This is a genomic window from Lysobacter sp. TAF61 (assembly GCF_052113485.1).
Lineage (GTDB): Bacteria > Pseudomonadota > Gammaproteobacteria > Xanthomonadales > Xanthomonadaceae > Lysobacter_J.
This window is the reverse complement of the sequence record NZ_JBFRDH010000007.1, coordinates 121,831-145,281: the sequence shown is the minus strand read 5'-3', so window position 1 is coordinate 145,281 and position 23,451 is coordinate 121,831. Positions and strand designations below refer to the sequence as shown.

The 23,451-nt window shown below is 66.8% G+C and carries 17 protein-coding genes; 11 read left to right on the top strand and 6 right to left on the bottom strand.

All coding sequences use genetic code 11. The features are described from left to right. The first annotated feature begins 76 nt into the window (after positions 1-76). Complete coding sequence (gene ftsH / locus AB4Y64_RS15865) at positions 77-1,972, top strand: ATP-dependent zinc metalloprotease FtsH (RefSeq protein ID WP_441817432.1); 1,896 nt, start codon at positions 77-79, stop codon at positions 1,970-1,972. A 242-nt stretch (positions 1,973-2,214) separates the two neighbouring features. Next, positions 2,215-3,114 (top strand): dihydropteroate synthase, encoded by a 900-nt coding sequence (gene folP / locus AB4Y64_RS15860; RefSeq protein WP_441817431.1) that lies wholly within the window; start codon positions 2,215-2,217, stop codon positions 3,112-3,114. 310 nt (positions 3,115-3,424) lie between these two features. Here the strand turns inward: folP and AB4Y64_RS15855 are convergent, their stop codons facing one another. Continuing rightward, on the bottom strand, positions 3,425-3,625 hold the full coding sequence (locus AB4Y64_RS15855; protein WP_441817430.1) for a hypothetical protein: 201 nt from the start codon (positions 3,623-3,625) through the stop codon (positions 3,425-3,427). Between the two features lie 78 nt (positions 3,626-3,703). Here AB4Y64_RS15855 and miaA point away from each other — a divergent pair, with 78 nt between their 5' ends. The 7 genes from miaA (at position 3,704) to AB4Y64_RS15820 (ending at position 10,397) form a co-directional block, all read left to right on the top strand. Continuing rightward, a complete protein-coding gene (gene miaA / locus AB4Y64_RS15850) occupies positions 3,704-4,672 on the top strand; it encodes a tRNA (adenosine(37)-N6)-dimethylallyltransferase MiaA (protein ID WP_441817429.1) in 969 nt (322 codons plus the stop codon). Positions 4,673-4,831: 159 nt separating this feature from the next. Next, positions 4,832-5,110: an RNA chaperone Hfq gene (hfq, locus tag AB4Y64_RS15845; RefSeq protein ID WP_441817428.1), complete on the top strand. Its 279-nt coding sequence runs from the start codon at positions 4,832-4,834 to the stop codon at positions 5,108-5,110. Positions 5,111-5,235: 125 nt separating this feature from the next. Then, positions 5,236-6,561 carry a ribosome rescue GTPase HflX gene (gene hflX, locus AB4Y64_RS15840; RefSeq protein ID WP_441817427.1) on the top strand — a complete coding sequence of 442 codons (1,326 nt, stop codon included), beginning with the start codon at positions 5,236-5,238 and terminating at the stop codon, positions 6,559-6,561. Positions 6,562-6,665: 104 nt separating this feature from the next. Further along, positions 6,666-7,784 (top strand): FtsH protease activity modulator HflK, encoded by a 1,119-nt coding sequence (hflK, locus tag AB4Y64_RS15835; RefSeq protein ID WP_441817426.1) that lies wholly within the window; start codon positions 6,666-6,668, stop codon positions 7,782-7,784. Further along, a complete protein-coding gene (gene hflC, locus AB4Y64_RS15830; RefSeq protein ID WP_441817425.1) occupies positions 7,781-8,644 on the top strand; it encodes a protease modulator HflC in 864 nt (287 codons plus the stop codon). The genes hflK and hflC overlap by 4 nt, the downstream gene beginning before the upstream one ends. Positions 8,645-8,661: 17 nt before the next feature. Next, positions 8,662-8,850 (top strand): DUF2065 domain-containing protein, encoded by a 189-nt coding sequence (locus AB4Y64_RS15825; protein WP_441817424.1) that lies wholly within the window; start codon positions 8,662-8,664, stop codon positions 8,848-8,850. Between the two features lie 254 nt (positions 8,851-9,104). Further along, entirely contained in the window at positions 9,105-10,397 is a 1,293-nt protein-coding gene (locus AB4Y64_RS15820; RefSeq protein ID WP_441817423.1) for an adenylosuccinate synthase, read from the top strand. Between the two features lie 79 nt (positions 10,398-10,476). Here AB4Y64_RS15820 and AB4Y64_RS15815 read toward each other — a convergent pair whose 3' ends face one another. After that, positions 10,477-12,591: a catalase gene (locus AB4Y64_RS15815; protein ID WP_441817422.1), complete on the bottom strand. Its 2,115-nt coding sequence runs from the start codon at positions 12,589-12,591 to the stop codon at positions 10,477-10,479. 176 nt (positions 12,592-12,767) lie between these two features. On the opposite strand from AB4Y64_RS15815, the gene AB4Y64_RS15810 reads away from it, so the two are divergent. Continuing rightward, on the top strand, positions 12,768-13,535 hold the full coding sequence (locus AB4Y64_RS15810; protein ID WP_441817421.1) for a DUF72 domain-containing protein: 768 nt from the start codon (positions 12,768-12,770) through the stop codon (positions 13,533-13,535). Here the strand turns inward: AB4Y64_RS15810 and AB4Y64_RS15805 are convergent. The 3 genes from AB4Y64_RS15805 to AB4Y64_RS15795 form a co-directional block, all read right to left on the bottom strand. After that, positions 13,510-14,316, bottom strand: a complete 807-nt coding sequence (locus AB4Y64_RS15805) for a transporter (protein WP_441817420.1) — start codon at positions 14,314-14,316, stop codon at positions 13,510-13,512. The two genes, AB4Y64_RS15810 and AB4Y64_RS15805, sit on opposite strands and share 26 nt — an antisense overlap. 183 nt (positions 14,317-14,499) lie before the next feature. Next, positions 14,500-16,212: a mechanosensitive ion channel family protein gene (locus AB4Y64_RS15800; protein ID WP_441817419.1), complete on the bottom strand. Its 1,713-nt coding sequence runs from the start codon at positions 16,210-16,212 to the stop codon at positions 14,500-14,502. Positions 16,213-16,336: 124 nt separating this feature from the next. Further along, positions 16,337-16,828 (bottom strand): hypothetical protein, encoded by a 492-nt coding sequence (locus tag AB4Y64_RS15795; protein WP_441817418.1) that lies wholly within the window; start codon positions 16,826-16,828, stop codon positions 16,337-16,339. Positions 16,829-17,190: 362 nt separating this feature from the next. On the opposite strand from AB4Y64_RS15795, the gene AB4Y64_RS15790 reads away from it, so the two are divergent. Beyond that, positions 17,191-19,848, top strand: a complete 2,658-nt coding sequence (locus AB4Y64_RS15790; RefSeq protein ID WP_441817417.1) for a M1 family metallopeptidase — start codon at positions 17,191-17,193, stop codon at positions 19,846-19,848. Positions 19,849-20,516: 668 nt separating this feature from the next. Here AB4Y64_RS15790 and AB4Y64_RS15785 read toward each other — a convergent pair. After that, positions 20,517-23,372 carry a hybrid sensor histidine kinase/response regulator gene (locus AB4Y64_RS15785; RefSeq protein ID WP_441817416.1) on the bottom strand — a complete coding sequence of 952 codons (2,856 nt, stop codon included), beginning with the start codon at positions 23,370-23,372 and terminating at the stop codon, positions 20,517-20,519. Positions 23,373-23,451 lie beyond the last annotated feature (79 nt).

Sequence of the window (23,451 nt, the reverse complement as noted above, 5' to 3'; positions counted from 1 at the left end):
GACAACCCCGAGATGTACAGGCGCCCCGGCGCCGCCCCCGCTGTAACCACGCCATGAGGGCGACAGGTAGGAATTGATGAACGACTTGGCCAAGAATCTGCTGCTCTGGGTAATCGTCGCCGTCGTATTGATGGTGGTGTTCCAGGCGTTCGGACCGCGCGCGGCAGGCAGCGAGACGCTCGCCTACGACCAGTTCGTCCAGCAGGTTCAGCAGGACCGCGTGAAGGAGGTCAAGATCGGCGACGATCGGACCACCATCAATGGTGAGCGCAAGGATGGCAGCAAGTTCGTCACCTACAGCCCCGGCGACGAATACCTCATCAACGACCTGATCTCGCACAAGGTCGTCATCGACCAGGCGCCGCCGCAGAGCGGGCCGTCGCTGCTCTACATCATCATCAACGTGCTCCCATGGCTGCTGTTCATCGGCATCTGGGTGTATTTCATGCGGCAGATGCAGCAGGGCGGCAGCAAGGGCGCGATGAGCTTCGGCCGTTCGCGCGCCAAGTTGCAGGGCGAGGACCAGGTCAAGGTCACCCTGGCCGACGTCGCCGGTTGCGACGAGGCCAAGGAAGAAGTCGGCGAGCTGGTCGAGTTCCTGCGCGACCCGTCCAAGTTCCAGAAGCTCGGCGGCAAGATTCCGCGCGGCGTGCTGATGGTCGGCCCGCCCGGTACCGGCAAGACCCTGCTCGCCCGCGCCATCGCCGGCGAGGCCAAGGTGCCGTTCTTCAGCATTTCCGGTTCCGACTTCGTCGAGATGTTCGTCGGCGTCGGCGCCAGCCGCGTTCGCGACATGTTCGAGCAGGCCAAGAAACACGCGCCGTGCATCATCTTCATCGACGAAATCGACGCGGTCGGCCGCCATCGCGGCGCCGGCCTCGGCGGTGGTCATGACGAGCGCGAGCAGACCCTCAACCAGTTGCTGGTCGAGATGGACGGCTTCGAGGGTGGCGAGGGCGTGATCGTGATCGCCGCGACCAACCGTCCCGACGTGCTCGACCCGGCGCTGCTGCGTCCGGGCCGTTTCGACCGCCAGGTCGTGGTCGGCCTGCCGGACGTGAAGGGCCGCGAGCAGATCCTGCGCGTGCACATGCGCAAGCTGCCGCTGCACGACGACGTCGAGCCGATGACGATCGCCCGTGGCACCCCGGGTTTCTCCGGCGCCGACCTGGCCAACCTCTGCAACGAGGCCGCCCTGTTCGCCGCGCGCGAGAACGCCAAGGACGTGCGCATGGAGCACTTCGACAAGGCGCGCGACAAGATCCTGATGGGCGCCGAGCGCCGCTCGATGGCGATGAGCGAGGACGAGAAGAAGCTGACCGCCTACCACGAGGCCGGCCACGCGATCGTCGGTCGCATGGTTCCCGAGCACGACCCGGTCTACAAGGTCACGATCATTCCGCGCGGTCGCGCGCTGGGCGTGACCATGTACCTGCCCGAGGGCGACAAGTACAGCTACAACCGCACCGCGATCGAATCGCAGTTGTGCTCGCTGTATGGCGGCCGCGTTGCCGAGGAGCTGATCTTCGGCGTCGACAAGGTCACCACCGGTGCCTCCAACGACATCGAGCGCGCGACCAAGATGGCGCGCAACATGGTCACCAAGTGGGGCCTGTCCGAACTGGGTCCGATCACCTTCGGCGAGGAAGAGGACGAGGTGTTCCTGGGCCGCTCGGTGACGCAGCACAAGAACGTCTCCAACGAGACCGCGCGCAAGATCGACGAGGTCGTGCGCGATATCCTCGACAGGGCCTACGGCCGCACCACCGAGATCCTCAAGGGCAATCTCGACAGGCTGCACGCGATGGCCGATGCGCTGCTGCTGTACGAGACCATCGACGCGCACCAGATCGACGACATCATGGCCGGCCGTGTGCCGGGCCCGCCGGCGGACTGGTCGAAGTCGGGCAAGACGTCGAAGGACGACGGCGAGCGCCCGGGCGCGATTGGCGGGCCTGCGGCGCAGACCTGATCGGATTGGGAAGCGAATGGAAGGGCCGGGGTGATTCCCGGCCCTTTTTGTTTGTGGGCGCGACGGTCCTTCGACTTCGCGCCTGCGGCGCTACGCTCAGGACGAACGGTGAGGGGGGACTCCGTTCGTCCTGAGCGTAGCGCAGCGAAGTCGAAGGAAGCGCAGCGCCGCCCCCAACCCGGCAGGTTCCCCCCCGAGCCGCACCGGGCTACCCTGCGCACGCACACGCCCAGGACCCCCGCATGTTCGACACCACCCTCACCCTCGACTGCAACGGCCGCCCGCTGGTGCTCGATCGCCCGCGCGTGATGGGCATCGTCAACGTCACGCCCGACTCGTTCTCCGATGGCGGCTCGCATGACACCCTCGAAGCCGCGGTAGCGCACGGATTGAAGCTGGCGGGGGAGGGCGCCGACATCCTCGACATCGGTGGCGAATCCACGCGCCCCGGTGCCGATGAAGTCAGCCTCGAGGAAGAACTGCGCCGCACCATCCCGGTGATCGAGCGCCTGGCGCGCGAGACCACGCTGCCGATCAGCATCGACACCTCCAAACCCGAAGTCATGCGCGCTGCGGTGCAGGCCGGCGCGGGCATGATCAACGATGTGTACGCATTGCGTCGCGAAGGCGCGCTCGATGCCGCGGCGGAGCTGCGCGTACCGGTGGTGCTCATGCACATGCGGGGAGAGCCGCGCTCGATGCAACAGTCGCCGCAGTACGACGACGTCGTTGCCGAAGTTCATCGCTTCCTCGCCGAGCGCATCTTTGCCGCCGAGATGGCCGGCATCGCCAAGAAGAACATCGTCGTCGATCCGGGTTTCGGTTTTGGCAAGGACACGCAGCACAACCTGCTGCTGCTCGCGCAACTCGAACGCTTCGCCGAACTCGGTGTGCCGGTGCTGGCCGGGCTCTCGCGCAAGAAGACCATCGGCGAGATCACCGGCCGCAGCGAGCCGCGTGATCGCGTCCATGGCTCGGTGGCGGCCCACCTGATCGCCGCGCAGCGCGGCGCGAAGCTGGTGCGCGTGCACGACGTCGCAGCAACCGTGGATGCACTGAAGGTGTGGAGCGCGCTGGCTGCGCAGACGCTGCCGCGGGCGAAGTCGACGCCGTCCATGCCCAGGTGGCCCGACGACGAATAGTGCGCACACCGCACAAGTCAACCTTTTTTGCTGGTCAATTGTTCGCCACCCCTCTTGCATTCCTTATGCCGCAAGGCGTGCAGCGTGCTCTCCACACAACTGTCCGCAGGCTTGTCCACAGGCTTTGTGGATAGAAGCCCATGGTGGCCGTGAAGTGCCCGCAAGGTGACCATTCCGGGCACCAGGGCGTCGATGCGATCACGGCGACGGCGGTCGCCGCGGACATGCCGAATCCGTGCGCCAAGTCAACAAATTTCGCTGGTGATTTATTGGCCAGGATGGTGCAGGCCCCGTCACAGCAGCCTGTCCGTCATCTGCCCACATCGCTGTCCGCAGGTTTGTCCACAGGCATTGTGGACAGCGCGAACACGCTGGCCAAAAAATGGACAAACACCCGGGAAGCATTGCTGGCAAAGGCGTGGAGCAGGTTATCAACAGCCTTGCCCCAGTGGTTCTCCACAAGAACTGTGGAGAGGCCAGCGCGTCGCGCCGCGATGGTGCGTCGCGACACGGTTGCACCGGCAACGGTTCCGCCCGACCGGTGCCTGTGCGAGGCTACGCGTCCGCATCGCCAACCGCCCGCCGTCCCATGCCCGCCGACTCGCGTCCCATCGCGATTGCCCTGATGGGCCCGACCGCTTCGGGCAAGACCGCGCTTGCGCTGGAGTGGGCCGAGCGGTTCGGTGGCGAGATCGTCAGCGTCGATTCGGCTCTGGTCTACCGCCGGCTCGACATCGGCGCGGCCAAGCCGACCGCCGACGAACGGGCGCGCGTGCCGCACCACCTCATCGACCTGCGCGAACCCTGGCAGCCGTACTCGGCCGCCGAGTTCGCGGTGGATGCCCGGCGCGCGCTCGACGACATCGTCGCCCGTGGTCGCCTGCCGATCCTCGCCGGCGGCACCGGCCTGTACCTCCACGCGCTGCTGCAGGGTCTGTCGCCGATGCCGGAGGCCGACCCGGCCGTGCGTGCGCAGATCGAAGCCGAGGCCGGCCAATGCGGCTGGGCCGCGATGCATGCGCAGCTCGCCCGCATCGACCCCGAGGCCGCGGCCCGGATCCACGCCACCGACGCCCAGCGCATCCAGCGGGCGCTCGAGGTCCACCGCCTGTCCGGACGCAGCATCAGCGACTGGCGGCGCGATCGCGCGCAGGTGCCGCGCCTGCCGCTGCGAGTGCTCAAGCTGGTGCTGGCGCCAGACGACCGCGCGCTGCTGCACGCGCGGATCGAGCGCCGCTTCGACCAGATGCTGGCAGATGGCTTCCTCGACGAAGTCCGGGCGCTGCGCGCACAACCCGGGCTGCGCGATCATCCCCGGCCGCTGGAGCTGCCAGCGCTGCGCGCGGTCGGCTACCGCCAGGCCTGGGAGCATCTGGACGGGGCCAGCACGGCGGCGCAGATGCGCGACCTGGGGGTCTACGCCACCCGCCAGCTGGCCAAGCGCCAGCTCACCTGGCTGCGTGGCGAGCTCGATGCGCAGTGGTTCGACCCGCAACTGCAACGGCCGCGACTGGAGCAGGCCCGGGCGATGTTCATGGACATCCCGGCGAGGCGTTGACCCGGTCGCAAAGGGCGGCATCCAGACGGGTGCGTCAGGGGGGTTTGCGCTACCATCGGTCCCGGTCGCCGCTGTGGGGACAGGTTCTGGCGACCTTGTCGGCCATGCCACCCTGTACCACGCCGCCCTTATAACTAGAACGAGTTGGGGAGCTACACCATGTCCAAGGGACAGTCTTTGCAGGATCCTTTCCTGAATGCGTTGCGCCGCGAACGCGTGCCCGTTTCGGTGTACCTGGTCAACGGCATCAAGCTTCAGGGCACGATCGAGTCGTTCGACCAGTTTGTGGTGCTGTTGCGCAATACCGTGAGCCAGATGGTCTACAAGCACGCGATCTCCACCGTCGTGCCGGCGCGCAACGTCCGCGTCGGGCCGGGCGGCGGTTACGTGCAGTCTCCCGAAGGCGATGGCGAAGGCCCGGTCGACGAGGCCGAATAAGCCGTCCAGCGCGCCAGCGGCCATGCTCAAGCCCCTCCCGCGACCGGGCAGGGGCTGCCGCCCTTGTTTGCGGGGCTGTTCATGCCCATCTTGTGATCCTGTCCCCCGCTCAGGCATGACCCGGCTTGTTTGAAAGATCCCGAAAAGGCGAACACGCGCTATTGATCCAGCCCCATGCCGGCGGTCCGCCGGACGAGGGCCTGCTGGAAGAGTTCGCCGATCTGGCACGCTCGGCCGGAGCCACCGTGGCAGCGGTCCTGACCGCGCGCATCGACCGCCCGAACGCGGCCATGCTGATCGGCAGCGGCAAGCTCGAAGAGGTCAAGGCCGCGGCCGAGGCCACCGGTGCCGACCTGATCCTGATCAACCATCCGCTGTCGCCGGGCCAGGAGCGCAACCTCGAGCGCGAGCTCAAGCGTCGCGTCGTCGACCGCACCGGCCTGATCCTCGACATCTTCGCCCAGCGTGCGCACAGCCACGACGGCAAGCTGCAGGTCGAACTGGCGCAGCTCAAGCACATGGCCACGCGCCTGGTGCGCGGCTGGACCCACCTTGAGCGCCAGCGCGGCGGTTCGATCGGCCTGCGCGGCCCCGGTGAAACCCAGCTGGAAACCGACCGGCGCCTGCTGCAGAAGCGCCTGGAGCAACTGCAGAAGCGTCTGGAAAAAGTCGAGGTTCAGCGCACCCAGATGCGCCGCGCCCGCATGCGCAGCGAGATGCCGCGCGTCGCCCTGGTCGGCTACACCAACGCCGGCAAGTCGACGCTGTTCAATGCAATGACCGGCGCGGAGGCCTATGCCGCCGATCAGTTGTTCGCCACGCTCGACCCGACCGTGCGCCGCATCGAGCTGTCGGGCGGCAACGTGGTGCTGGCCGATACCGTCGGTTTCGTTCGCGACCTGCCGCACGAACTGGTGGCCGCATTCCGCTCGACCCTGTCGGAAGCGCGCGAGGCCGATCTGCTCATCCACGTGGTCGATGCCGCCGATCCGCTGCGCGACGAGCGCATTGCCCAGGTCGACGCCGTGCTCAAGGACATCGGGGCCGGCGACCTGCCGCAGCTGCTGGTGTTCAACAAGATCGACAAGCTCGGTGCTGGCGCGGAAAGCGCTGAAGCGGTCGAACCGCGACTGGACCGTCCGGCCGAAGGTCGCATGCGCGTGTGGCTGTCGGCCCGCGACGGCCGTGGCCTCGACCTGCTGCGCCAGGGCCTGGCCGAAGCGCTGGAGCTGCGCCACGTCACCGGCGAACTGCGCCTGCCGCCACAAGCGGCGCGCCTGCGCGCGCGACTGCACGAACTGGGCGCGGTGCGCAGCGAGGACCACGACGAACACGGCTGGGTCATCAATGTCGACCTGGCCCTGGCCGATGCCCAAAGGTTGTTCGTGCAGGCCCACGGCGAGGTCCTGCGGCCGCTGTTGCCGCCCGAAGAAGACGAATATGCCGCCTGAGCGGGCAATCGCCTTGCTTGAGCCCCGTCGCACCCCCACCTAGAATCGACCGACGCCCGCATGTCTGAACGCGGCAGCGGATGCATCCCCTTCTTGGAGCAGGCATGGCCTGGAATACACCCGGTAGTGACAATTCCGGCGGTTCGAACGGTCGAACCCCGCGGCGCAGACCCAATGGCCGCGGCCTGGATGCCTTGCTCGACCCCCTGCGTGGCCTCTTCGGAGGTGGCGCCGGCGGCGGCGGCAACGTCCTGCGCTGGGTGGCGATCGTCATCGGCCTGTGGCTGGTGTTCAACTGCTTCGTGCTGGTGACCGAGCAGGAGCGCGGCGTGGTGCTGCGTTTCGGCCAGTTTTCGCGCGTGCTGCAGCCGGGCCCGCACTTCAAGGCGCCGTGGCCGATCGAGCGCGTGACCAAGGTCAACGCGACCCAGTCCAACGCGTACAGCGACACCGTGCCCGTGTTCACCCGCGACGCCAACATGGTCAACGTCGAGATCAACGTGCAGTACCGCATCGGCGATCCGCAGCTGTACCTGTTCGGTTCGCGCGATGCCGACCGCGTGCTCAAGGAAGCCGCGCAGAGTGCGGTGCGCGAGCAGGTCGGCCGCTCCGATCTCGATACCGTGCTCAATGCGCGCTCCGAATTGACGGTGACCGTGCGCCATCGCCTGCAGGCCTCCCTGCAGGATTACCGCACCGGCCTGGTCGTGACCGAGTTGAACCTGCCCAACGCGCGTCCGCCGGATGAAGTGAAGGACGCGTTCGACGAAGTGCAGCGCGCCGCCGCCGACAAGACCACCGCGATCAACCAGGCCCAGGCCTACGCCAAGCAGGTCGTGCCGGAAGCGCGCGGTGAAGCTTCGCGCGTGCGCACTGCGGCCGAGGGCTACAAGACCTCGTCGGTCGCCCGCGCCGAAGGCGACGCCAACCGCTTCTCGCTGCTGGTCGACCAGTACAAGGCCGCGCCGGATGTGACCCGCAAGCGCCTGTGGCTGGACACGCTGCAGGAAGTGCTCAGCGACAACCGCAAGATCATCGGCGGCGATTCGCGCCAGCTGATCTACGTGCCGATGCCGGACAAGCGCGGTGGTGGTTCGACAGCGGCCGGTGCGCCGCTGCTGACGCCGGAGCTGTTGCCGCCGACGATTACCAACGAGCCCGCCGACAGTGGTCGCAGCACGCGACCGAGCCGGCCGACCGGTCGTGATGAGGTGACCCGATGAGATTCTCCCTTTGGATCGCCGCCGTGGTGGCCGCCCTGTTCGCGCTGCTCGGCTCGGTGTTCGTGGTGACCGAAGGCCGTACCGCGATCGTGCTCAACCTCGGTCGCGTGGTGCGCACCGACATTGGTCCGGGCCTGCATTTCAAGTGGCCGCTGGTTGAAACCGCGCGCGTGTTCGACCGTCGCCTGCAAGTGCTCGACGCCGAGCCGGAGCGTTACCTGACGGCCGACAAGCAGAACGTCAGCGTCGATTTCTTCGCCCTGGGCCGCATCGAGAATTCGCGTGCGTTCTACCGCGCCACCGGCGGCGACGAGGTCACCGCGGTCGAGCGCCTGGCGCCGATCATCAAGGACTCGCTGCGCAACGAAATCAATGCGCGCACGCTGCAGCAGGTGGTTTCCGGTGACCGCACCTCGGTGATCGGCAAGCAGCTGGTCGCGATCAATACGGGCGCGGCGACGCTGGGCGTGAAGATCGTCGACATCCGCATCAAGCGCATCGAGCTGCCGCAGGACAGCAACGTGGTCGGTTCGGTCTACAACCAGATGCGCAGCCAGCGTCTGCAGGTGGCCAGCCAGCTGCGCGCCGAAGGCGTCGAGCAGGCGCAGGCGATCCGTGCCCAGGCCGATCGCGAGAAGCTGGTGATCGTGGCCGAGGCCGAGCGCGATGCGCAGAAGCTGCGCGGCGAGGGCGATGCCGAGGCCACGCGCCTGTATGCGCAGGCGGCCAACAAGGATCCGTCGTTCTATGCGTTCCAGCGCAGCCTGGAGGCGTACCGCAAGGCGTTCGCCGACGGCGAGGGCGTGATCGTGCTCGATCGCGACGATCCGTTCCTGCAATACCTCAAGTCGGACCGCTGACCGGGCGCGCCTGAGCCATGGTGCTGGAGCTGGTGTCGGCGCTGTGCCTGGTGGCGGTGCTGGAGGGGTTGTTCCTCTTCATAGCGCCGCGTGGCTGGAAGCGTGCCGCCGAGCAGCTGCACGCGCTGCCGGACCGGCACCTGCGGGTGGTCGGGGCGGTGGTGGTGGGGCTGGGGCTGCTGTCTTTGTGGCTGGTGCGGCTCTAAATCAAAAGCCAGGTCTTCGGATTGGCGCCATGCGCTCGGGCCGGGGTGGGGATTGGGGTGAAGGCGAGGTGACGGTCCACCCGTCTGAATCTGTCCAATCCCGCTTTCGGGGTGGCCCCGGTACCCCAAAACCCGGATAATGCACAAAAGCCGGACGGGGCCCTGCGCCCCTCCGGCTTTCTTGCTGTTTGCGGGTCCTCGCGGCAGCCCGGCATTGCGCCGGTCCTCAATGCAACGGAGTCAGGAGCTTGGCAATGGGTCAGTCAGTCGTCGTTCTCGGTGCCCAATGGGGCGATGAAGGCAAGGGCAAGATCGTCGATCTGCTCACCAAGGAGATCGGCGCCGTCGTGCGCTTCCAGGGCGGCCACAATGCCGGCCACACCCTCGTCATCGGCGGCAAGAAGACCGTCCTGCACCTGATTCCGTCCGGCATCCTGCGCCCCGACGCGCTGTGCCTGATCGGCAACGGCGTGGTGCTGTCCCCGGCCGCGCTGCAGAAGGAAATCGGCGAGCTCGAGGGCAACGGTGTCGAAGTGCGTTCGCGCCTGAAGATCAGCCCGGCCACGCCGCTGATCATGCCGTACCACATCGCCCTGGATCAGGCCCGCGAGAAGGCCGCCGGCGGCAAGGCGATCGGCACCACCGGTCGCGGCATCGGTCCGGCCTATGAGGACAAGGTGGCGCGTCGCGGCATCCGCATCGCAGACCTGCATTACCCGCAGCAGCTCGCCGAGAAGCTGCGCAGCACGATGGACTACCACAACTTCGTCCTGACCAAGTACCTGGGCGTGGACGCGGTCGACTTCCAGCAGACGCTCGACGAGGCACTGGCCTTCGGTGAGTACGTCGAGCCGATGAAGTCCGACGTCGCCGGCATCCTTCACGAGCTGCGCAAGCAGGGCAAGCGCGTGCTGTTCGAAGGCGCTCAGGGTTCGCTGCTCGACATCGACCACGGCACCTATCCGTACGTGACCTCGTCCAACACCACCGTCGGTGGCGCGTATGCCGGCACCGGTGTGGGCGCGGACGCGATCGACTACGTGCTCGGCATCGCCAAGGCCTACGCCACGCGCGTCGGTGGCGGTCCGTTCCCGACCGAGCTCGACGACGAGGTCGGCCAGGGCCTGCGTGATCGCGGCGCGGAATACGGCGCCACCACGGGTCGTCCGCGTCGCTGCGGCTGGATGGACATCGTCGCGCTGCGTCGCGCGGTGGCCGTCAACGGCATCACCGGTCTGTGCATCACCAAGCTCGACGTGCTCGACGGCATGGAGAAGCTGAAGATCTGCATCGCGTACGAGTACCGCGGCAAGCGCACCGAGTACGCACCGCTCGACGCGGCCGGCTGGGAAGAGTGCACGCCGGTGTACCTGGAGTTCCCGGGCTGGGAAGAGAACACCCACAACGTCACCGAGTGGGACAAGCTGCCGGCTGCCGCACGCGCCTACCTGCGCGCGCTGGAAGAGCTGGCCGGCTGCCCGCTGGCGATCGTCTCGACCGGTCCGGACCGCGACGCGAACATCGTGCTGCAGGATCCGTTTGCCTGATCGAGTTGCGTGATCAGACTTGCCTGAGCACAGGAAAAAGCCCCGCGAATGCGGGGCTTTTTTTGTTCCAAGGAACACGTCAGGCCAGCGTACGCAGCAGCGGCTCCCGATCCCATTGCCGGGTCCTGGCGGCGGCAATGAACGCTTCGCGATCGTTTGCCATCACCACGCCGGCATCCTCGTCGATGCCGCCCGCCTGCAATAGGGCGGTTGCGCCCACGTCGAAGGCTATGGCCTTGAGATGGCCATAAGCATCGCGGACGAAGTCCACCGCGGCGGCTTCCTGCGCCAACAGTTCGCCACCTTCGTCAGACAACACGATCGCCACCGCGTCGAACACCAGCGACGGCGTGCCTGCCAGCTGGCCATCGGCGGCGAGCGGCTTGCCATTGTCCAGGGTGACGCCGCCGACCCTGGGCGCGACGATCTTCACCCGGGCTCCGGCGTCTTCTGCGGCCTTGCGCAGGTTGCGCACCGTGTTGGCACTGGAGCCGTCGTTGACCAGGATGCCGATGACGCGGCCGACCAGCGTGTCCTTCATCTTGCCAATGATCTGCAGGGCAGGGGAAGGCTTCATGTCGATCGGCGCCACGGCCGCCGCCGGCGCCGGAGGAATCTGCGCCATGCCCAGCCCGGTGGCAACGCGCCTGGCCAACTCCGGATCGACGTGACGCAGGTGACCCACCATCGCGGCACGCACGTGGACTGTCTCCACCTTCGACAGTTCGAATACCAGAGCCGAGGCGATGTGCGCCTGTTCCGGCGGCGTCTGGCTGCGGAAGAACAGGCGCGCCTGGCTGTAATGGTCTGCAAAGGTGTCGGCTCGGATCCTTCCCTTGTCCTCCGCCTCGGCGGGAGTTGCGTGGCTGCTGAAGCCTGCGGTCGTCTCCCTTGGCGTGTCGGGCTGCAGCGAGCTGGGCTCGTAACTTACGCGGCCATGCGGCACCGCCATCTGCATGTGTCCGTCGCGCTGCAGATTGGCGAAGGGGCATTTGGGCGCGTTGACCGGGATCTGGTGGAAGTTTGGCCCGCCCAGGCGCAGCAACTGCGTGTCCAGATAGGAGAACAGGCGTCCCTGCAGCAGCGGATCGTTGCTGAAATCGATACCCGGCACGATGTTGGCCGGGCAGTAGGCGACCTGTTCGGTCTCGGCAAAGAAATTGTCTGGCCAGCGATCCAGCACCATGCGTCCGATGATCTGCAGTGGCACCAGTTCTTCGGGGATCAGCTTGGTGGCATCGAGATGATCGAATGGGAAGCGGTCGGCCTGCTCCTGGGTGAACAATTGCACGCCGAAATCCCACTCCGGGAAATTTCCCGACTGGATCGATTCGAACAGATCGCGGCGGTGGAAATCCGGGTCGGCGCCGGCCAGCTTCACCGCTTCGTCCCATACCGTGGATTGCAGTCCCAGCCGGGGGCGCCAATGGAACTTCACGAAGGTGCTCTCGCCTTTGCGATTGATCAGACGGAAGCTGTGGATGCCAAAGCCTTCGATCATCCGCAAGGAGCGCGGGATGGTCCGGTCCGACATGGCCCACATGATCATGTGCATCGCTTCGGGTGTGAGCGATATGAAATCCCAGAATGTGTCGTGCGCCGACGCCGCCTGGGGGAAACCGCGATCAGGCTCCATCTTCACCGAGTGGATCAGGTCCGGAAACTTGATCGCGTCCTGGATGAAGAACACCGGAATGTTGTTGCCGACCAGATCCCAGTTTCCCTCCTGGGTATAGAACTTGACGGCGAAGCCACGCACGTCTCGCGGCGTGTCCACCGAGCCGGCACCGCCAGCCACGGTGGAGAAGCGGGTGAACACAGGCGTGCGCACGCCCACCTCGGTCAGCAGCCGGGCCGTGGTGTAGCGCTGCAGGGACTTGCTCAGTTCGAAGTAACCGTGGGCACCGGAACCGCGCGCATGCACGATGCGCTCGGGGATGCGCTCGTGATCGAAGTGGGTGATCTTCTCCCGCAGGACGAAGTCCTCCAGCAGGCTCGGGCCACGATGCCCGGCGCGCAGGGAGTTCTGGTTGTCGGAGACGGGGATGCCCTGGTTGGTGGTCAGCGCCGGATGCGTGCCGCCGCTGCGCTGGTGCAGCTCGTCGCCATTGCCGCGTCGGTCGGCAGCGGATCTGGCGTCGCTCCTGACTGCACCGGGACGTTTGCGAGGGGTGGTCTTCTTCTTCGTCGCCATTGCTCCACTCCAGTCGACTCCGGGCTTGTCGTGATGTTGGCGACGGCGGAGTGAATGGTGTGTCTATCGCCTTAACGCGCGCGCCTTAACGCGCGCATCGCCTGGTGCGAACCTGACTGCAGTCAGGCTGCCCAGGTGCGATCCTGCCCCTGCAGGCGGCCCAGGAGCAGTTCTCCATGTCCACCCGTCTTGTCCGGAAGGTTCCGCACGCTCGCGTTGGTTGCGCCGGCTGGTCCATTCCTGCCGCGAACCGCGACGCGTTCGGCCAAGGCGACAGCGTTCTCTCGCGCTATGCGACGGTGTTCGACGCCGTCGAAATAAATTCCTCTTTCTACCGGCCCCATCAACGCAGGACGTACGAGCGTTGGGCAGCGAGCGTCCCGGCGTCGTTCCGGTTCTCGGCCAAAGTGCCAAAGAGCATTTCCCACGTTGCACGGCTGCGTGGCACCGCGGGATTGCTGGATCGCTTCATCGCGGAAGTGACCGGACTCGGAGATCGTCTGTCGGTCTTGCTGCTGCAATTGCCGCCAAGTCTCGATTTTCATGCGCGCGATGCGGGTGCCTTCTTGCGCACGCTCAGGGAGCGGTGGACGGGTGGGTGCGTCTGCGAGCCGCGCCATTCCAGCTGGTTCACGGCGCAGGCGCGCGATAGCCTGGCCGAGTTCGACATGGGCATGGTTGCTGCAGACCCGCCACCGTGCGATGAGGCGCGCGTACCGGCGGAAGGATCGTTCCGATACTGGCGTCTGCATGGATCGCCGAAGATGTACTACAGCGGCTACTCGCAGGACGACCTTGCCGGGCTCGCTGGCCAGGTGTCGCGCGTTTCGATGGCTCAGCCGCCGTGGGTGATCTTCGACAACACGGCCGCAGGGCGCGCAGTTCCGGATGCGCTGGCGCTGCGGGAACTGCTGTTCGTCAGTGCTCCGGAAAGAGCAGAGTGAAGGCGAACCGCAGGCCCCATTCGGCGCCGCTGTCGGGAGCTTCGAGGTAATAGCGGACGCCGCCCTGGTAGCTGACGAGCTGCTTGCCGATCTTGCTGACCTTGCTGTAACCAAAGTTGATAGGCACCGTCCATTGCTCGGATTTCCAGTCGTACGTCGACTCCAGGTTGACGGTGACAGTCCGGCCCTCACCCAGGCCCTTCGACACGAACGGCTGCAGGAACGTGTTGCTGATGTCGGCGCGATTGTCGCCGCCGCCGAACGACCAGACATGGTTCACCAATGTGCCGAAGGTCCAGCCGGCATGGGTCTGCTTGAGCACGACGGCGGTCGGTCCCGCGCCCCACTGGTTCGCGCCGAGCAGGTCGTTGCTCGCGGTGGGCAGGTTCAATACCGGCCCCACGCCCCAGACCCAGCCCGAGCTGGTCGGCGCCTTGGGCGAGAAGAACAAGGACTGCAATATGTCGCCCGAGCCGAACTGGCTGCCCGCGCCCGGGAAGATGTCGTCCTGGTAGGCGATCGGAATGATCGTGCGTGAAATCAGGTTCCACTTTTCGCTGATCGAGACCGGAATCACCGGCTGCACATTGAGCAAGGCCTTGCTGCCGTCATCGGCGGGCCCGATGCCGTCGTCGTAGTTGAACTGCAGCGGCACGCTGATCAGGTTGGCGACGGGATTGGAAAGCTGTTTGGCAAGTTCGTCGGCGTCCTGCGCGTGCGCGGGGCGGACGATCGATGATGCGCCCAGTACGAATGCAACTGCCGCTCGGAGCGCCATCATGAAGGAGTCCCTCGCCATCGGGTCGTGCCGGTTGGCGGATCGTACTAGCGGTGCCGTGCGGGGGCTCTCACAGAAAAATCACGTCGCCAGAAGGTGTTTCCAGCTTCAACGCCCCCCGGCGCGCGATCAACCTCCGAACGACACGCCGGCAGTCAACAACGCTGCCCCCCTGCGCAACCGGCGTCACTCGTGCTTGTGCGGCCGGTGAGCCGGCGCCGCGCCCTCCTGCAACGGCACACCTTCCCAGTGCGCCGGCGCAACCATCTTCGGCAGCTCCGGATCGGCCTCGTAGTTCGGCGACATGATCTGCACGCCAGCCGCATTGAACTCGTCCTGGATGTGGGAGTGCAGCTCGGTCAGCACGAACGGCCGCAGGAACGGCTCCAGGATCCGCGCGCGCAGCTTGTACTCGACATAGAAGTCCGACAGCGCCGTCTGCAGCACGTAAGGCGCCGGGGTCTGCTGGATCTTCGCGGTCTTGGCAGCGGCGTCGAGCAGCAACCGGTGCACCTGCCGCCACGGCGAGTCGTAACCGATAGTCACGCCGGTCTCCAGCCACAGGCCGGGGCCGTCGGGATTGCGTGAGTAGTTGTGCAGCTGGCCGCCGAGCACGACGTTGTTGGGGATGCTGATCTCCACGCCCATCAGGTTACGCAGCCGCGTGGTGAACAGGCCGATCTGCAGGACCTGGCCGTCAACATCTCCGATCCGCACCAGGTCGCCGATCGCCATCGTGCGCGCATACAGCAGGGTGAAGCCGCCCGCAGCCTGGCCGACGATGCTCGACGCGCCGAGCGAGATCATCAGGCCGACCAGCACGCTCAGGCCCTTGAATGCGTCGGTCTGGGCACCGGGCAGGTAGGGGTAGGCCATGGCCACCGCGAACAGCCAGATCACCGCCACCAGCAGCTTGCGCGTGGGTTCGGCGAGCTGGTCGTCGATGCCGAACAACTGGAAGCGACCGCTCTGCACGGCGCGGAACGTCATGCCCAGGGTCTGCGTCAGCACGCGGGCCAGGAACAGGATCACGAACGCCGCGACCAGGCCGGGCACCGCCGCTGCAATGGCCTGGCCCCACGACGAGAACAGGTCGACGATCCAGCCGGTCATGCGCTGCGACCACGGCTGGGTGAAGCCGAACTGGCCCAGCACATAGCGCAGCCACTCCTCCAGCACCAGCAGCGCGACCAGCCACAACACCAGGCGCTTGAGCCAGTTGACGAAGGTGCGCATGCTGGTGACGACGTGGCGCGTGGATTCCTGGCGCAGCGTTTGCACCCGGCCTTCGATCCAGCGCTGGAAGCGCGATTCGACCTGCCGGCGCAACCACAGCAGCACCAGCATCACCAGCGCGGCGATGACCGTTGCCATCAGGCACTTGAGGATGGCGTTGATCAGTTGGCGCGGCGCGTGGTCGCGTTCGGCGGCCGCCACGGCCTGGCCCAGGTTGCGCGCGATCCGGGCGCGCGCCTGGTCCATCGTCTCGTGGTTGAGCGCGTCCAGATCGTCGGGCGTGACCATCCCCACCAGTTGCCCGCCCAGCATCAGCATCGAACCCTGCGGGATGTTCTGGAACTCGACCTTCGGCGTCCCCGGCAACTGCACCACGCGCTCGATGTTGGCTTCGGCGGTGCGCGCGCGCAGCTCGGGCGAACGGCCGAGGAAGGTGCTGCGCAGGGTCAGGATGTCGCGGTTGAAGAACTTGACCGTGGCTTCGGCCGCCGGCGGCGGGGCGGCATCCGCATCGGCAGGGGCGGTGACGTCGTCCAGCGTCGGCAGCGCCGCGTTCGCCGACAGCGCCAGCGCCATGCCCGCGATCAGCATCGTTGCGAGCAGCACCGCGCGCAGGTGCCGGACCGGACCGGGCCGCAAAGCAAGACCGTTTGCTGTGCTCATGAAAGTCCTGGCGTTGGCATCCCCGGGGGCGCATGGCCACGCCACCCGCGACCCCGTACCCGCGGCGGCACGCCATGTTTACCGCACAACGACGTCAAGGGCGCGTCGCGGCGGCCAGGCGGCCTCAGTCGATCCGGTAGACGCGCGCCTTGGGCAGGTCCTCGTCGACCTGCAGGAACCAGCGGCCGGCAATGCCAGGCACCACCACTATTTCCGGGGCATCCAGCGGTGTGCGCAGTTTCCCGCTGCCCTTGAGCACCTTCCATTGCTGGCCGTTCTCGAGCTCGAACACGGTGCCCGGCTCCCAGCTCGCGACCGATCCCTTGAGCCGGCTGCGGATCGGCTGGCCGCCCAGTTCGCTGGCTTCGTGCTGCGCTGCGGCTTCTTCCTGCGCCGCACGGGGCGCGACCGCTGCAGCAGGTGCCGGCGACGCGGCCGCTCCCTGCACGGGAGCCTCCCGCAGCATCCGGTTCAGGGTTTCCAGCTGGGGCGGCGACAGGCCCACTTCGCGCAGCTGCGCGGCGCTGAGGCGTTGCTCGATGGGGACATAGGCCTGCTGGGCCGCTGCTGCCACCGGAACGAGCAGCGCCAGGGCCAGCGCTGCGGCCAGTCTCATGGAATTGACCTGCATGGAGCCTCCACCGTTCGGGGTCGCCCGATGATGCCAGCGCCGCAAGACAGGCGGGTGTAATCGCCGCCCGGGCGCCCCAGCGTGCCTCCGCGGCGGCAATGTGAACCAGGGTCGATCCGGCATGACTTCCGGTTCTGGTCAAACGGCCCAATTTGCGATCAGCTCCCAAGCGGGCAGGACCGGCACAGCGGGTTCAAATTGGCAGGACCGGCAAAGCCGGTTCGAAGCGGGCAGGACCGGCACAGCCAGTCTGGGGCAAGTTGCCGCATGGGACGCAGCAACCGCCGCCGCCAACCCAGTACAGGCCCGCGAGGGCCGTTCATACCGTTATTCATTTGGGGAAGTTGATGCGTCGTTTTCTGGTTTCCGCGATCGCGCTGGCACTGGCCGGCACCTGTGTCACCGCCATGGCTGCTGCACCGATGTCCACGTCCACTGTCCAGTCGTCCACCACCACGCAATTGCCGCGCAACGTCCGGCCGACGCACTACGACGTGGCGATCACGCCGCATGCGCAGTCGCTGACGTTCGACGGCCAGGTGACGATCACCCTGGACGTGCTCGAGCCGACCGCGAGCATCACCCTGCAGGCGATCGACATGACCTTCGCCTCGGTCAAGCTGACGCCGGCCAGCGGCAAGGGCAAGGCCGCCGCCCCGAAGGTCGCCGTCGATGCCGACGCACAGACCGCCACCTTCACCTTCGACAAGCCGCTCGCCGTGGGCAGCTATCGCCTGGCGATGGACTACGCCGGCAAGATCGGCACCCAGGCCAACGGCCTGTTCGCGATCGACTACGACACCAAGGCCGGCAAGAAGCGCGCGCTGTTCACCCAGTTCGAGAATTCCGATGCGCGACGCATGATCCCCTCGTGGGACGAGCCGTCGCACAAGGCCACCTTCACCCTCGAAGCAACCGTGCCGAGCGGCGAGATGGCGGTCAGCAACATGCCGGCCACCGCGACCACCGATGCAGGCAACGGCATGACCCGCGTGCGCTTCGCGCAGTCGCCGAAGATGTCGACCTACCTGCTGTTCTTCAGCGTCGGCGAGTTCGACCGCGCCACCGCCAAAATGGGCGACACCGAGGTCGGCGTGGTCACACAGAAGGGCGTGGTCGACCAGGCGCGCTTCGCGCTGGCTTCCTCGGTCGATGTGCTGCGCGAATACAACGACTACTTCGGCACGCCTTACCCGCTGCCCAAGCTCGACAACGTCGCCTCGCCCGGCGCCAGCCAGTTCTTCAGCGCCATGGAAAACTGGGGCGCGATCTTCACCTTCGAACACACCCTGCTGCTCGACCCGGGCTTCTCGACCCAGTCCGACAAGCAGCGCGTGTTCTCCGTCGCCGCGCACGAGATCGCCCACCAGTGGTTCGGCGACCTGGTGACGATGAGCTGGTGGGACGACCTGTGGCTCAACGAAGGCTTCGCCACCTGGATGGCCTCGCGCACCACGCAGAAGCTGCATCCGGAATGGAACACGCGCCTGTACTCCGTGTCGGGCCGCGAAGGTGCGATGAGCCGCGATGCGGTGGCCACCACCCATCCGGTGGTGCAGCACGTGGAAACCGTCGAGCAGGCCAGCCAGGCCTTCGACGCGATCACCTACCAGAAGGGCGGCGCGGTGATCCGCATGCTCGAAGGCTACGTCGGCGAAGACGCGTGGCGCGAGGGCGTGCGCAACTACATGAAGGCGCATGCCTACGGCAACACGGTGTCGGACGATCTGTGGAAGCAGGTGCAGTCCGCCGCCGGCAAGCCGATCCTCGATATCGCCCACGATTTCACCCTGCAGCCGGGCATCCCGATGATCACCGTCGAGTCGGCGACCTGCAGCAACGGCAAGACCACGCTCAAGCTGAGCCAGGGCGAGTTCACCAAGGACCGTCCCGGCAAGCAGCCGTTGTCGTGGCGCGTGCCGGTGATCGCGCAGTCCGTGGGCGGCGAGCCGGTGCGCACGATAGTCGAGGGCGGTTCCGGTTCGCTCGACGTGCCCGGTTGCGGCCCGGTCGTGGTCAATGCTGGCCAGAGCGGCTACTACCGCACGTTGTACTCGGCGCAGCAGTTCGCATCGATCCGCGATGGTTTCGCCAAGCTCGAGCCGATCGACCAGCTCGGCCTGATGAGCGACACCTGGGCGCTGGGCATGGGCGGTCTGCAGTCGCCGGCCAACTACCTGGATCTGGTCAAGGCCACGCCGGCCGGCGCCGACCCGCAGATCTGGGAGGATATCGCCGGCAAGCTCGACGGCCTCAACGACTACTACCAAGGTGACGTCGCGCGCCAGACCCGCTTCCGCCGCTTCGCCATCGCCCAGCTGGCGCCGGTGTTCGCGCGCGTTGGCTGGAACGAAAAGCAGGGCGAATCCGATCCGGTCAAGATCCTGCGCACGCACCTGATCGAGACGCTCAGCGCGCTGGGCGACGACAAGGTGGTGGCCGAGGCGCGCCGTCGCTACGCCGCGCAGGACAAGGATCCGGCGGCCATGCCGGCGGCGCTGCGCAAGACCATCCTCGGCGTTGTCGCGTATAACGCCGATGCCGCAACGTGGGACAAGCTGCACGCCGAAGCGAAGGCTGAAACCACGCCGCTGATGAAGGACGAGCTGTACCAGATGCTGTCCTCGACGCAGGACCAGGCGCTGGCGCAGCGCGCACTCGATCTGGCCCTGACCGACGAACCGGGTGCGACCAACAGCGCCGGCATGATCCGCGCCGTCGCCTCGCAGCACGCGGACCTGGCGTTCGATTTCGCGATCGCGCACCTGGCCGATATCGACAAGCGCGTCGACTCGTCCTCGCGCAGCCGCTACTACCCGGGCCTGGCCAACCAGTCGCTGGATCCGGCGATGATCGGCAAGGTCCAGGCGTACGCCGAACAGCACCTGGCCGCCGGTTCCCGCCGCGACGCCGATACCGCGGTCGCCAACGTGACGTACCGTCTGAAGGTGCGCAACGAGCGCCTGCCGGACGTGGATGCCTGGTTGAAGAAGCACGGCAGCTGACGCCTGCATCGAGCCCCTCTCCCGCGCGCGGGAGAGGGGTTGGGGTGAGGGTGTGCGTCCAAGTGGTCGTTGCATCGCGTCCGTTCTGTCGTTGCATCGCGCCCACTCCGCCGTGGCGCCGTCCGCCGGGCCGGGGATTGCTCCGCCCCTTAGTCGGACATCCTTGTCCGATGCGGGGCGCGGGACATCCATGTCCCGCTGCGGATCAATCCCCGGCCCGTCGAACGACGCTTCAGTAATTCATTGCCCGGTCTTCGTCCGAAAGCCGTCCGGAAAGCCGTCGTTCCCACCTTCGCGGGAATGACGGGCGCGCGTCTTTTCTTTTTGAACCACTGGATCCTTTCGCGGGCGTTCGGGACCGAGCTCACCGAGCGGACGCGCGAATGAGTAGGGCACGGACACCGCCCTTGATCGCTGCAGCCCGAGTCCCACCGTTGCAGCCCAGCCACGCGGACAGCGCACGAGCGCCAACACGCGAAGTCAATGAAACGGCTGCAACTTCGGCAAGGAGGGGGTGGGGTGTATTCCGTGAACGATTAACGGAGCGAAGCGGAGGTTCACGGAATGCACCCCACCTCCTCCCCCACTGACCACGCGTGCAAAACAACAACGGGCCCAAGCGGCCCGTTATCCCTCACCCCAACCCCTCTCCCGCAAGCGGGAGGGGCTCAAGACGCAGCCTCAAGGATCGAAGAGAGCTCGCGCGCAAGCTGCGCATGATCGATCGGCTTGCGCAGGACCGTGCGCAGCATGTTGGACGGCAGCGGCTGCTCGCCGACGCGGTCGGCCAGGCCCGTATAGAGCAGCACCGGCAACTGCGGCGCGACCGACTGCAGCGACTGCGCCAGCTGGATGCCGGTGATCGACGGCATCGAATGATCGGTGATCAGCAACTGGTAGTGCGCTGGCGATTGCCGCACACGTTCCAGCGCCTGCGCCGGAGCGGCAACGAAATCGGCTTCCACACCCCAGCCCGACAACAGCTCGCACATGAACTCCCCGACACTGCGCTCGTCGTCCACCACCAGAACGCGCCCCTTCAGACGCGGATGCGCCGACGGCGTGCTCGCACGTTGCTGGCTCACGACCTCGTCCGCGTCCACCTCGCACACAGGCAACAACACCCGGAACGTGGTGCCGCGCCCCGGTTCCGACTCGACCAGCAGATGACCACCGTGCTCATGCACGATGCCGTGCACGGTGGCCAGGCCCATGCCCGCACCCTTGCCCGGCGGCTTGGTGGAGAAGAACGGATCGAAGATGCGCTCCAGCACGGCCGGCTCGATGCCCGGGCCCGTGTCGGCGATGGCAATTTCGACGTAGTTGCCGCATACCGGCTGCTGGCAGGCACTGCATAACCGCCCGTCCTCCCTCGCATCGCGCAACGCGATCTGCAGCCGGCCCGCGCCCTGCATCGCATCGCAGGCGTTCAGGCACAGGTTGAGCATGACCTGGCCGAACTGCACCGGATCGAAGCTCACCGCACCGACGCCCGCCACCACGTCGACGTCCACATCGACATCGCACGGAATGCTCGGGCGCAGCACCGCCAGGTTCTGCTCGATGCACTGGGCGGGGTCGAGCACGCGCGGCTCGCCCTTCTGGCCGCGGCTGAACATCAGCATCTGCTGGATCAGATCGCGTGCGCGCTCGCACGATTGCAGCGCGTGTTCCAGATAGCCGCCCAGGCGCGCGTCGCCGCCGCCGACGCTGCGCTCGGAAGCCAGTGCCACATAACCCATGATGCTGGCGAGCAGGTTGTTGAAGTCGTGGGCGATGCCGCCGGTGAGGTGCCCCAGCGCCTCCATCTTCTTGGCCTGCAGCAGCTGCGACTCGAGCCGGCAGCGGCTCTGTTCGGCATCGATGCGCTCGGTGATGTCGCGCAGGTAGCCGATGAAGATCCGCCCCGACGGGCTCTCGTCCACGCCGATGGCCAGTTCTGCCGGGAACTCGCTGCCGTCGGCGCGCAGCGCAGTGACTTCCAGTCGCCGTTGCAGGTACGGCCCGGGACCACCGGACAGGAAGCGCTGCATTCCCTGGCGGTGACGCTCGCGGTAGCGCTCGGGGATGATCAGCTCGGCCAGCGACTGACCGAGCGCCTCGCGCTCGCGGTAACCGAAGCAGGTCTCCGCGGCCGGATTGAACTTGATGATGGTGCCGTGCTCGTCCATGGCGATGATGCAGTCCAGCGCCGCGTTGACCGTGGCGCGCAGGTGCTCGGCATTGCGCTGCGCGGCCTCTTCGGCGAGCTTGCGTTCGGTGATGTCGCGCATGAAGGCCAGGATGCGCGGCTCTCCGCCGATGTTGGCCGACTTCAGGAACACCTCGTCCCAGTGCAGGCTGCCGTCCTTGTTGCGACGGCGCCATTCGAAGCGTGCAGAGCCGTGTTCGCGTGCGATCTCAAGATGCGCGGCGGCGTCGGCTCCGGTGTAGGGCGGCTCGCCGGAGCCGAGCTTGTCGACGGCAATGTGCAGCAGTTCGTCGTGGCTGTAGCCGGAGGTCGAGCAGGCCTTCGGATTGACGTCGACGATGCGGTCGGCGGCCTGGTCGTAGACTATGATCGCGTCCTCGCTGGCCTCGAAGATCTGCCGGTAGCTGACCTGCGAGGCCAGCAGCGCGGCATCGGCGCGCTGGCGCTCGATCTCCGCGGATGCACGCACGGCGAAGATCTTCATCACCGACTCGATGAACTCGGCCTGCTCCAGCGGGCGGCGCGAGACGATCGAGATCAACCCCAGTGGCCGGCCCTGGGTGTCGGTGAGCGGATAGCCGGCATAGCCCTCGGCACCCAGTTCGATGAAGTCGTCATCGAGCGGGAACAGGTTGCCCAGTCCCGCCGGGTAGATGCGGAAGCCATGGCCGACGACCGTGTCGCAGGCGGTATTGGCCAGGGCGTAGTCGAAGTTCTCGCGCGGCGCGCCGTCGGCGACGAAGGACAGCACCCGCATCATGCCCGGGTCCTCCTCGCGCATCTCGGCGATGAAGGCCACGTCGACGTCGACGATCGCACCCAGGTACCGCGACAGCTCCACGAACAGATCGCGCCCGCGCGCGCTCGACACCGCCAGCGCGGAGCTGCTCAGTGCCGTTTCGATCTGCTTGCGCCGGGTGATGTCGGTGGCGATGCCGCAGACGGCGTACGGCATGCCATCCACATCCAGCAGCGGGAACTTGGCCGCAAGGTACGTGCGCTGTTCGCCAGCGAAGACACCGCTCTCCTCGAACTCCATCGCGCGCGCCTCCATCAGCACGCGCATGTCGTTGCGGCGCAGGCCCGCGGCCTGTTCGGCGGGGAAGAGGTCGCGGTCGCTGCGGCCGATGATCGCCGTCGCGTCCTGGCCGGTCAGGCGTTCGAACTCGCGGTTGACGAACAGGTAGCGGCCGCCGCGGTCCTTGGCGAACACCGCCGCCGAGGTGTTGTCGAGCACCTGCTGCAGGCGCAGCTCGCTGTCGCGCAGTGCGCGCTCGCGTTCGGCGGCGAGATCGAGCGCGGCATTCCGGGAGGGAAGGTCGCCGGGCGTCATGACAGTGCTCCGCAGCAGGCGTTGATCGAGTATAGGAGGGCGCAACATCGCCGCGGCCCACTGTTACGCGGCAGAAACA

What these genes read in the sequence shown, in the direction of transcription:
- ftsH (WP_441817432.1), top strand. Translation starts at nt 77, where the DNA reads ATGAACGACTTGGCCAAGAATCTGCTGCTCTGGGTAATCGTCGCCGTC.
- folP (WP_441817431.1), top strand. Translation starts at nt 2,215, where the DNA reads ATGTTCGACACCACCCTCACCCTCGACTGCAACGGCCGCCCGCTGGTG.
- miaA (WP_441817429.1), top strand. Translation starts at nt 3,704, where the DNA reads ATGCCCGCCGACTCGCGTCCCATCGCGATTGCCCTGATGGGCCCGACC.
- hfq (WP_441817428.1), top strand. Translation starts at nt 4,832, where the DNA reads ATGTCCAAGGGACAGTCTTTGCAGGATCCTTTCCTGAATGCGTTGCGC.
- hflK (WP_441817426.1), top strand. Translation starts at nt 6,666, where the DNA reads ATGGCCTGGAATACACCCGGTAGTGACAATTCCGGCGGTTCGAACGGT.
- hflC (WP_441817425.1), top strand. Translation starts at nt 7,781, where the DNA reads ATGAGATTCTCCCTTTGGATCGCCGCCGTGGTGGCCGCCCTGTTCGCG.
- AB4Y64_RS15825 (WP_441817424.1), top strand. Translation starts at nt 8,662, where the DNA reads ATGGTGCTGGAGCTGGTGTCGGCGCTGTGCCTGGTGGCGGTGCTGGAG.
- AB4Y64_RS15820 (WP_441817423.1), top strand. Translation starts at nt 9,105, where the DNA reads ATGGGTCAGTCAGTCGTCGTTCTCGGTGCCCAATGGGGCGATGAAGGC.
- AB4Y64_RS15815 (WP_441817422.1), bottom strand. Translation starts at nt 12,591, where the DNA reads ATGGCGACGAAGAAGAAGACCACCCCTCGCAAACGTCCCGGTGCAGTC.
- AB4Y64_RS15810 (WP_441817421.1), top strand. Translation starts at nt 12,768, where the DNA reads ATGTCCACCCGTCTTGTCCGGAAGGTTCCGCACGCTCGCGTTGGTTGC.
- AB4Y64_RS15805 (WP_441817420.1), bottom strand. Translation starts at nt 14,316, where the DNA reads ATGATGGCGCTCCGAGCGGCAGTTGCATTCGTACTGGGCGCATCATCG.
- AB4Y64_RS15800 (WP_441817419.1), bottom strand. Translation starts at nt 16,212, where the DNA reads ATGAGCACAGCAAACGGTCTTGCTTTGCGGCCCGGTCCGGTCCGGCAC.
- AB4Y64_RS15795 (WP_441817418.1), bottom strand. Translation starts at nt 16,828, where the DNA reads ATGAGACTGGCCGCAGCGCTGGCCCTGGCGCTGCTCGTTCCGGTGGCA.
- AB4Y64_RS15790 (WP_441817417.1), top strand. Translation starts at nt 17,191, where the DNA reads ATGCGTCGTTTTCTGGTTTCCGCGATCGCGCTGGCACTGGCCGGCACC.
- AB4Y64_RS15785 (WP_441817416.1), bottom strand. Translation starts at nt 23,372, where the DNA reads ATGACGCCCGGCGACCTTCCCTCCCGGAATGCCGCGCTCGATCTCGCC.